This window comes from Saccharomonospora saliphila YIM 90502 (assembly GCF_000383795.1).
Lineage (GTDB): Bacteria > Actinomycetota > Actinomycetes > Mycobacteriales > Pseudonocardiaceae > Saccharomonospora > Saccharomonospora saliphila.
Genome location: NZ_KB912676.1, coordinates 38,300 through 45,877, shown reverse-complemented (window position 1 = coordinate 45,877; position 7,578 = coordinate 38,300). Strand labels below are relative to the sequence as shown.

At 73.6% G+C, this 7,578-nt stretch carries 10 protein-coding genes; 6 read left to right on the top strand and 4 right to left on the bottom strand.

What is annotated here, in order from left to right; translation table 11 throughout:
- Window positions 1-117: 117 nt before the first annotated feature.
- Window positions 118-1,011 carry a carboxylating nicotinate-nucleotide diphosphorylase gene (nadC, locus tag SACSA_RS0112370; RefSeq protein WP_019816249.1) on the top strand — a complete coding sequence of 298 codons (894 nt, stop codon included), beginning with the start codon at window positions 118-120 and terminating at the stop codon, window positions 1,009-1,011.
- Between the two features lie 13 nt (window positions 1,012-1,024).
- Here nadC and SACSA_RS0112365 read toward each other — a convergent pair whose 3' ends face one another.
- Window positions 1,025-1,816 (bottom strand): carbon-nitrogen hydrolase family protein, encoded by a 792-nt coding sequence (locus SACSA_RS0112365; RefSeq protein ID WP_019816248.1) that lies wholly within the window; start codon window positions 1,814-1,816, stop codon window positions 1,025-1,027.
- Window positions 1,817-1,864: 48 nt separating this feature from the next.
- Here SACSA_RS0112365 and hisD point away from each other — a divergent pair, with 48 nt between their 5' ends.
- Genes hisD through SACSA_RS24165 form a run of 5 tightly spaced genes read left to right on the top strand, consistent with a single transcriptional unit; the run spans window position 1,865 to window position 5,439 of the window.
- Complete coding sequence (gene hisD / locus SACSA_RS22690) at window positions 1,865-3,226, top strand: histidinol dehydrogenase (protein ID WP_048876722.1); 1,362 nt, start codon at window positions 1,865-1,867, stop codon at window positions 3,224-3,226.
- Window positions 3,223-4,320, top strand: a complete 1,098-nt coding sequence (locus tag SACSA_RS0112355) for a histidinol-phosphate transaminase (RefSeq protein ID WP_019816246.1) — start codon at window positions 3,223-3,225, stop codon at window positions 4,318-4,320. The genes hisD and SACSA_RS0112355 overlap by 4 nt, the downstream gene beginning before the upstream one ends.
- Window positions 4,317-4,916 carry an imidazoleglycerol-phosphate dehydratase HisB gene (hisB, locus tag SACSA_RS0112350; RefSeq protein WP_019816245.1) on the top strand — a complete coding sequence of 200 codons (600 nt, stop codon included), beginning with the start codon at window positions 4,317-4,319 and terminating at the stop codon, window positions 4,914-4,916. The genes SACSA_RS0112355 and hisB overlap by 4 nt, the downstream gene beginning before the upstream one ends.
- The gene (locus SACSA_RS26085; protein WP_019816244.1) at window positions 4,917-5,069 is read left to right on the top strand and encodes a hypothetical protein; all 153 of its coding nucleotides are present in this window, start codon (window positions 4,917-4,919) and stop codon (window positions 5,067-5,069) included.
- A 22-nt stretch (window positions 5,070-5,091) separates the two neighbouring features.
- Entirely contained in the window at window positions 5,092-5,439 is a 348-nt protein-coding gene (locus SACSA_RS24165) for a DUF4333 domain-containing protein (protein WP_019816243.1), read from the top strand.
- Between the two features lie 48 nt (window positions 5,440-5,487).
- Here the strand turns inward: SACSA_RS24165 and soxR are convergent, their stop codons facing one another.
- The 3 genes from soxR to SACSA_RS26810 form a co-directional block, all read right to left on the bottom strand.
- Window positions 5,488-5,949, bottom strand: coding sequence for a redox-sensitive transcriptional activator SoxR (gene soxR, locus SACSA_RS0112335; RefSeq protein ID WP_028661819.1), 462 nt, complete (start codon window positions 5,947-5,949; stop codon window positions 5,488-5,490).
- Window positions 5,950-6,018: 69 nt separating this feature from the next.
- Window positions 6,019-6,828: a sugar phosphate isomerase/epimerase family protein gene (locus SACSA_RS0112330; protein WP_019816241.1), complete on the bottom strand. Its 810-nt coding sequence runs from the start codon at window positions 6,826-6,828 to the stop codon at window positions 6,019-6,021.
- A partial coding sequence (locus SACSA_RS26810; RefSeq protein ID WP_048876733.1) for a DUF993 family protein occupies window positions 6,825-7,578 on the bottom strand: 754 nt, incomplete at its 5' end. The genes SACSA_RS0112330 and SACSA_RS26810, both read right to left, overlap by 4 nt.

Genomic DNA, 7,578 nt, shown 5'->3' with positions numbered 1-7,578 from the left:
GCCACGTGCGGACCGACGCCCCGGACCGGGACGACCTCCGGTGGCGGCGCAGTCAGCTCGTGCGGCTGAGCCCGTCCGGCCAGCCCGTCCTCGCGGACCCGGTCCTGGAGCGGCGGCATGATCGCCGGAGCCGGGGCGAGCAGGCCCGAGCCGGACGAGGCCGAGGTGCGGCGGGTGGTGGCCACCGCGCTGGAGGAGGACCTGCGGTACGGGCCGGACGCCACCACCGAGGCCACCGTTCCCGCCATGGCCACGGCGACCGCCGACCTGACCCCCCGTGTGCCCGGGGTCGTGGCCGGGGTCCCGGTGGCGGTCGCGGTGTTCGAGGCGGTCCTCGGCCCGCGTGGACGGGACTGGGAGGTCGTCTCGGCATGCTCCGACGGCACCCGGCTCGCCGCGGGCGCGCCCGCCCTGGTCGTGCGCGGTCGTGTCCGCGGGCTGCTGACGGCCGAACGCACGGCGCTGAACCTGCTGTGCCACCTCTCCGGGGTCGCGAGCGCGACCGCCGAGTGGGTCGCGGCCGTGGCGGGTACCGGGTGCGCGATCCGCGACTCCCGCAAGACGCTTCCCGGGCTGCGGGCGCTACAGAAGTACGCGGTGCGGTGCGGCGGCGGTCTCAACCACCGCCTCGGACTCGGCGACGCCGTGCTGATCAAGGACAATCACGTGCTCGCGGCGGGGTCGGTCACCGAGGCCCTGCGCGCGGCCCGGCTGCACGCAGCCGGGTTGCCGTGCGAGGTGGAGGTGGACGAGGTCGACCAGCTCGTCGAGGCACTGGAGGCGGGGGCCGACGAGGTGCTGCTCGACAACTTCACCCCGGCCGGCTGTGCTCGCGCGGTGCGGATGCGTGACGAGCTCTCCCCGAAGACCCGTCTTGAGGCCTCGGGCGGGCTCACGCTGGACCGCGCCCACGCCTACGCCGCCTCGGGCGTCGACTACCTGGCCGTCGGCGCGCTCACGCACTCGGCGGTGTCCCTCGATCTCGGGATGGACCTGCACGCGCGGACGTGACCGGTACCGGGCTTCAGAGGCGCCGGTTCGCCAGCGCGCCCGTCGCCTCGCGGGCGTGGGCGGCCACGGCCGGGTCGATGTCGGTGACCAGCAGCTCCGGTGCCGCCTCCAGCCGGGCGTGGACGTGCCCGAACGGATCGGCCACCGTCGAGTGCCCGACCCCGGTCGGCGCCTTCGGGTGGACCGGGACCCCGGAGGCCGCCGGGTCGGCCTGTCCACAGGCGAGCACCCACGTGCCCGAGTCGAGGGCCCGTGCGCGGACGAGCAGGTCCCACTGCTCGATCTTGCCCGGGCCCGCGCCCCACGACGCGGGCAGTACCACGGCGTCGGCACCGGAGTCCGCGAGCGCCTGGAACAGCGCGGGAAAGCGCACGTCGTAGCAGGTGGCCAGCCCGAGGCGGACTCCGTCGACGTCCACGGTCAGCGGGTCGGTGCCGGGCGCGACCGTGTCGGACTCGCGGAAGCCGAAGGCGTCGTAGAGGTGGATCTTGTCGTAGCCGCGGTGCTCGCCGGGCCCGGTGACCAGCAGGGTGTTGCGCACGCGGCTTCCCGCGGGGGTGAACATGCCCGCGACCACCACGACCCCCGCCTCGCGGGCGATTTCGGCCACCGCGCTCGCCCACGGTCCGTCGACCGGCTCGGCCAGGGGCGCCAGCCGGACCCCGAACCGGGCCATCATGGCCTCCGGGAACACCACCACCCGCGCGCCCCGCGCGGCGGCACCGCCCGCCCACTCCCGCACCAGCTCCAGGTTGCGCGCGGGGTCCTCGGTGGATGTGAGCTGGCACAAGCCCACTCGCAGCACGGCTACCTCCTGCTCTCCGACGCGGTCGGGCCTCGTAGGCTTGACCCTATGTTGAACCGCACCGACCTGCGAGGTCGCGTCCCGTCACCGGCCCGGTTACGCGCCACCCTCCCGCGCGCCGAAGTGGACGTCGACGCGGTGCAGCATCGGGTGCACCCCGTCGTCGAGGACGTCCGCGACCGGGGTGTCGAGGCGGTGCTCGACTACACCGAGCGTTTCGACGCGGTGCGCCCGGAACGCGTCCGGGTGCCGTCGTCGGCACTGGAGTCCGCGCTCGACGAGCTCGACCCGGCGGTGCGCGACGCGCTGGAGGAGTCCATCGCCCGCGCCCGCGCGGTGCACGCCGACCAGCGCCGCTCCGACGTCACCACCCGCGTCACCGACGGAGGCACGGTGACCGAGCGGTGGGTGCCGGTCGGCCGCGTCGGCCTGTACGCCCCTGGTGGGCTGGCGGTGTATCCGTCCAGCGTGGTGATGAACGTGGTGCCCGCGCAGGCGGCGGGCGTGGGCTCGCTGGTGGTGTGCTCGCCCCCGCAGGCCGACTTCGGCGGGCTGCCGCACCCGACGATCCTCGCCGCCGCCGCGCTGCTCGGTGTGGACGAGGTGTGGGCCGTCGGCGGCGCGCAGGCCGTGGCGCTGCTGGCCCACGGTGGCGTGGACACCGACGGGGCCGACCTCGACCCGGTCGACATGGTCACCGGCCCGGGCAACGTCTACGTCACCGCCGCGAAGCGGATGCTGCGCGGCCTGATCGGCATCGACTCCGAAGCGGGGCCGACCGAGATCGCGATCCTGGCCGACGAGACCGCCGAGCCCGCCCACGTCGCCGCCGACCTGATCAGCCAGGCCGAGCACGACACGCTCGCCGCGAGCGTGCTCGTCACGACCTCGCCCGAGCTCGCCGACGCCGTCGACGCCGAGTTGCGCGAGCGCGTCGCCGCCACGAAGCACACCGAGCGTGTCGAGTCCGCGCTCACCGGCCCGCAGTCCGGAACGGTGCTGGTGTCGTCGGTGGACGACGGGCTGCGGGTGGTCGACGCCTACGCCGCCGAGCACCTGGAGATCCAGACCGCCGACGCGCGCGAGGTCGCCGCGCGGGTGCGCAACGCGGGCGCGGTGTTCGTGGGCCCGTACGCGCCGGTGTCGCTGGGCGACTACTGCGCGGGCTCGAACCACGTGCTGCCGACGGGCGGGTTCGCCCGGCACTCCTCGGGGTTGTCGGTCCAGAGCTTCCTGCGCGGTATCCACGTCGTCGACTACAGCGCTCCCGCGCTGCGGGAGGTCGCCGCGCGGGTCGTCGCGCTCGCCGAGGCGGAGGACCTGCCCGCGCACGGCGAGGCGATCACGGCGCGCGTGTCCGACGGCGTGACCGGTATCGGAGACCGCGACGACGCGGGGGGCACCGCATGAGCACCGACGAGGTGAGCCTGGACCGGCTCCCGCTGCGGGAGGACCTGCGGGGCCGCAGCCCGTACGGGGCGCCGCAGCTCGATGTCGGCGTGCGGCTCAACACCAACGAGAACCCGTTCCCGCCGCCCGCGGAGCTGGTGGACGAGGTCACCGCCGCCGTGCGCGAGGCCGCCGCGGACCTGCACCGCTACCCGGACCGCGACGCCGTGGCTCTGCGCCGTGACCTGGCCGCCTACCTGTCGTCGGCCACCGGGGTGGAGCTGAGCGAGCGGCAGCTGTGGGCCGCCAACGGGTCGAACGAGATCCTGCAACAGCTTTTGCAGGCGTTCGGCGGGCCGGGCCGGTCGGCGCTGGGCTTCGAGCCGTCGTACTCGATGCACCCGATCATCTCGGCGGGCACGCGCACCGAGTGGCTGCCCGCGCCGCGCCGGGACGACTTCAGCCTCGACGCCGGCCGCGCCGCCGAGATCGTCGCCGAGCGCGCGCCGGACGTGGTGTTCGTGACCAGCCCGAACAATCCGACCGGCGGTTCGGTTCCGCTCGCGGACCTTGAGGCGATCCTGCGCGTGGCGCCCGGACTCGTGGTGGTGGACGAGGCCTACGCCGAGTTCTCCTCCCAGCCGAGCGCGGTGCGCCTGCTGGAGTCCTACCCGGCGACACTCGTCGTCTCGCGCACCATGAGCAAGGCGTTCGCCTTCGCCGGGGGCAGGCTGGGATACCTCGCCGCCGCGCCCGCCGTGGTGGACGCGCTTCAGCTCGTGCGGTTGCCCTACCACTTGTCCGTGGTCACGCAGGCCGCCGCGCGGGCGGCCCTGCGGCACGCGGAGGCGACCCTGGCCTCGGTGGCCGAGCTCGCGGCCGAGCGGGACCGGGTGGTCGACGCGCTGCGGGCGCTCGGGTTCGCGCCGGTGCCCAGCGACGCGAACTTCGTGCTGTTCGGAGACTTCGCCGACGCCCCCGCCGCGTGGCGGGCCTACGTGGACCGGGGCGTGCTGATCAGGGACGTCGGCATCGCCGGACACCTGCGTGTCACGATCGGCACGCCCGAGGAGAACGACGCCTTCCTACAGGCGAGCAAGGAGGTTCGCGCGTGAGCCGCACCGGCGGTGTCGAGCGCACCACCAAGGAATCCGCGATCGCCGTCGAGCTCGACCTCGACGGCACCGGGCGGGTCGAGGTTTCGACCGGGGTGCCGTTCTACGACCACATGCTGCACTCGTTCGGGGTGCACGCCAGCCTCGACCTGACCGTGCGGGCCAGCGGCGACACCCACATCGACGCGCATCACACGGTGGAGGACACCGCCATCGTGCTGGGGCAGGCGATCCGGGAGGCGCTGGGCGAGAAGAAGGGCATCCGGCGCTTCGGCGACGCCTGGGTCCCGATGGACGAGACGCTGGCACACGCGGCCGTGGACGTCTCCGGCCGCCCGTACTGCGTGCACGTGGGCGAGCCGGAGCGCTACGAGACCTTCACCATCGGCGGCAACTACCCGTTCGTGCTGACGCGGCACGTGTTCGAGTCGCTGGCCTTCCACGCCGGGATCGCGCTGCACGTGCGGGTGCTGCACGGCCGCGATCCGCACCACATCGCCGAGGCGCAGTACAAGGCCGTCGCGCGGGCGCTGCGCGCGGCCACCGAGGGCGATCCCCGCGCGGGTGGCGTGCCGTCCACCAAGGGGGTTCTGTAGATGTCCGACTCGGTGGTGGCGCTGCTGCTGTTCGGAGTGGCGGGCTTCCTCGCGGGCGGGGCGTTCACGATGTGGAAGAATTCGCGCGGCCTCGCCGTGGCACTCGGTGCCGCCGCCCTGCTCGCGGGCGGCGGCGGGGTGCTGTGGCTGTAGCGGCCGACGGACTGGAGGAGCGATGCGGCGAGGGATCGGCCTCGGGGTCACTGTCCTGCTCGCGGCCCTCGCCGCGACCGCGTGCGGTGGTGCCGACGGTGACGACGGGGGCCACGGTGGCTCCGGCGACGGCCCGCCCCGGATGTCGCGGGGCAACCTGGAACGTTCCGCGATCGCCGACCTCGAACGGTCGGTCGGGCAGCGGCCGGACGAGGTGACCTGCGACGGTGACCTGGAGGGAACGGTCGGCGCCACGCAGCGCTGCCGGCTCGCCGTGGGCTCCGACCGGCTCGGGTTCACGGTCACCGTGACCGGGGTCGACGGGCGCGACATCCGCTACGAGATCCAGATCGACCAGACACCGAGCTGACCCGCACGCCGTTGTCGTGTCGACGCGGATGCCGAGACGGGAGCCGTCTCAGAGGCCGCCCTCGGTGGTGGGCTTGAGCCGGGGCGCGCCCGGGCCGAACCGGGCGATCTCGTCGTCCGGGTTGTGCAGGGCGCACGTGCGCAGCGAGAGGCACCCGCAGCCGACACACCCGGTGAGCTGGTCGCGCAACCGCTGGAGGGCGTCGATGCGCGCGTCCAGCTCGGAACGCCAGGTACGGGACAGCCGCGCCCAGTCGGCCTTGGTCGGGGCGTGGTCCGCGGGCAACGTGGACAGGGCCTCGCCGATCTGCTCGAGACTGAGCCCGACCCGCTGCGCCGCCCTGATGAACGCGATGCGGCGCAGCACCGACCGAGGGTAGCGGCGCTGGTTTCCCGAGGACCGCTCCGAGCTGATCAGGCCGCGGTCCTCGTAGAACCGCAACGCGGTGTGCGGTACGCCGCTGCGTTCGGCGACCTGCCCGATGGTGAGATGGTCCGCGAGCTTCGTCACGAGGCCCACCGTACCTGACCTGGACCTAGCTCGAACCCTGATCCGGACCCTCGCGCGTTGTCGCCGGACTCACGCCACGTGCTCGGCGTACGAGCTGATCACCTCGGCCAGCACCTCGGCGCCGGGACGGGCCCAGAGCTCGGTGTTGAACACCTCCACCTCGATCGGCCCCGAGTATCCGGCCGCCTCCACGCACGCCTTGAGCCCGCGGTGGTCGATCGGGCCGTCGCCCGGCAACGCCCGGCCCATCAGCGTGTCGGTGAGGGGGACGAGCTGGTCACAGACGTGGAAGCCCGCGATGCGGTCCCGTGCCCTGGCGATCGAAGCCTCGATGTGCGGGTCCCACCACACGTGGAACTCGTCGACGACCACACCCACCGCCTCCGGCGGATGCTCCCGCGCGATCGCGAGCGCCTGGTCGACGGTGGACAGCACCGACCGCTCCGCGCACTGCATCGGGTGCAGCGGTTCGAGCCCGAGGCGGACGCCGCGGTCCCGCGCGTACGGGGCCAGCTCTCCGACGGCGTCGGCGACCCGTTGACGCGAGCCGGCGAGGTCGTTGCCCGCGACGCCGCCGACCACGAGGACCAGCACGTCGGTGCCCAGCCGCGCGGCCTCGTCGATCGCCTCACGGGTCTCGGAGACGCCGTCGACAGGGCTGCCGTCCGGTGTGACGCCGGTGAAGAAGCCGCCCCGGCACAGCGAGGACACCTTCACCCCGTGGTGGTCGAGCAGCCGGGCGGCCTCGTCGACGCCCACCTCGGCCACCTTGTCGCGCCACAGGGCGATCCACTCCACCCCGGCTTCGGCGCAACCCGCGACCGCCTCCGGCAGGGACCACGACTTCGTGGTGATCTGGTTCAGGCTCAGCCGGTTCACTGGTCCACCCCCGCGGCGGCCAGGAGCGGGCGCATCCGGGCGACGGCGTGCTCAGGGTCGGGCAACAGCCCGGCGCGGTCGGCCAGGCGCAGCACCTCGGACAGGTGCACGATGGACCGGGCCGATTCGAGACCCCCGATCATGCGGAAGTGCCGTTGATGCCCGGCGAGGTAGGCCAGGAAGACCACACCCACCTTGTAGTGCTGGGTGGGCGCGGCGAAGATCCGGCGGGACAGGGGCACGGTGGGTTCGAGCAACTCGGTGAAGCCCGCCGTGTCGCCCTCGTCGAGCCGGGCGAGCGCGGCACCCGCCACGGGGGCGATCGGATCGAAGATGCCCAGCAGCGCCTCGCTGTGCCCCTGCTCGTCACCCGCGATCAGCTCGGGATAGTTGAAGTCGTCACCGGTGTAGCAGGCCACGCCGTCGGGCAGCGCCCGGCGGAACCGCCGCTCGGTCTCGGCGTCGAGCACCGAGACCTTCACCCCGGCGACGACGTCGGAGTACTCGGCGCACAGCGCGGCCAGTTCCGTGGCCGCATTGTCTACATCGGAGTGTCCCCAGTAGCCCGTCAGGGCGGGATCGAACTGTTCACCCAGCCAGTGCAGCAGTACCGGTTGCTCCAGTCCGGACAGAAGCTTGCCATAGGCGGCGCGGTAGTCGGCGGGGCCGTCCGCCGCGGCGGCGAGCGCCCGGCTCGCCATGACGACCGGCGTCGCGCCCTCGGCGAGCACCAGGTCGAGTTGTTCCCGC

What these genes read in the sequence shown, in the direction of transcription:
- nadC (WP_019816249.1), top strand. Translation starts at nt 118, where the DNA reads ATGATCGCCGGAGCCGGGGCGAGCAGGCCCGAGCCGGACGAGGCCGAG.
- SACSA_RS0112355 (WP_019816246.1), top strand. Translation starts at nt 3,223, where the DNA reads ATGAGCACCGACGAGGTGAGCCTGGACCGGCTCCCGCTGCGGGAGGAC.
- SACSA_RS26085 (WP_019816244.1), top strand. Translation starts at nt 4,917, where the DNA reads ATGTCCGACTCGGTGGTGGCGCTGCTGCTGTTCGGAGTGGCGGGCTTC.
- hisD (WP_048876722.1), top strand. Translation starts at nt 1,865, where the DNA reads ATGTTGAACCGCACCGACCTGCGAGGTCGCGTCCCGTCACCGGCCCGG.
- SACSA_RS24165 (WP_019816243.1), top strand. Translation starts at nt 5,092, where the DNA reads ATGCGGCGAGGGATCGGCCTCGGGGTCACTGTCCTGCTCGCGGCCCTC.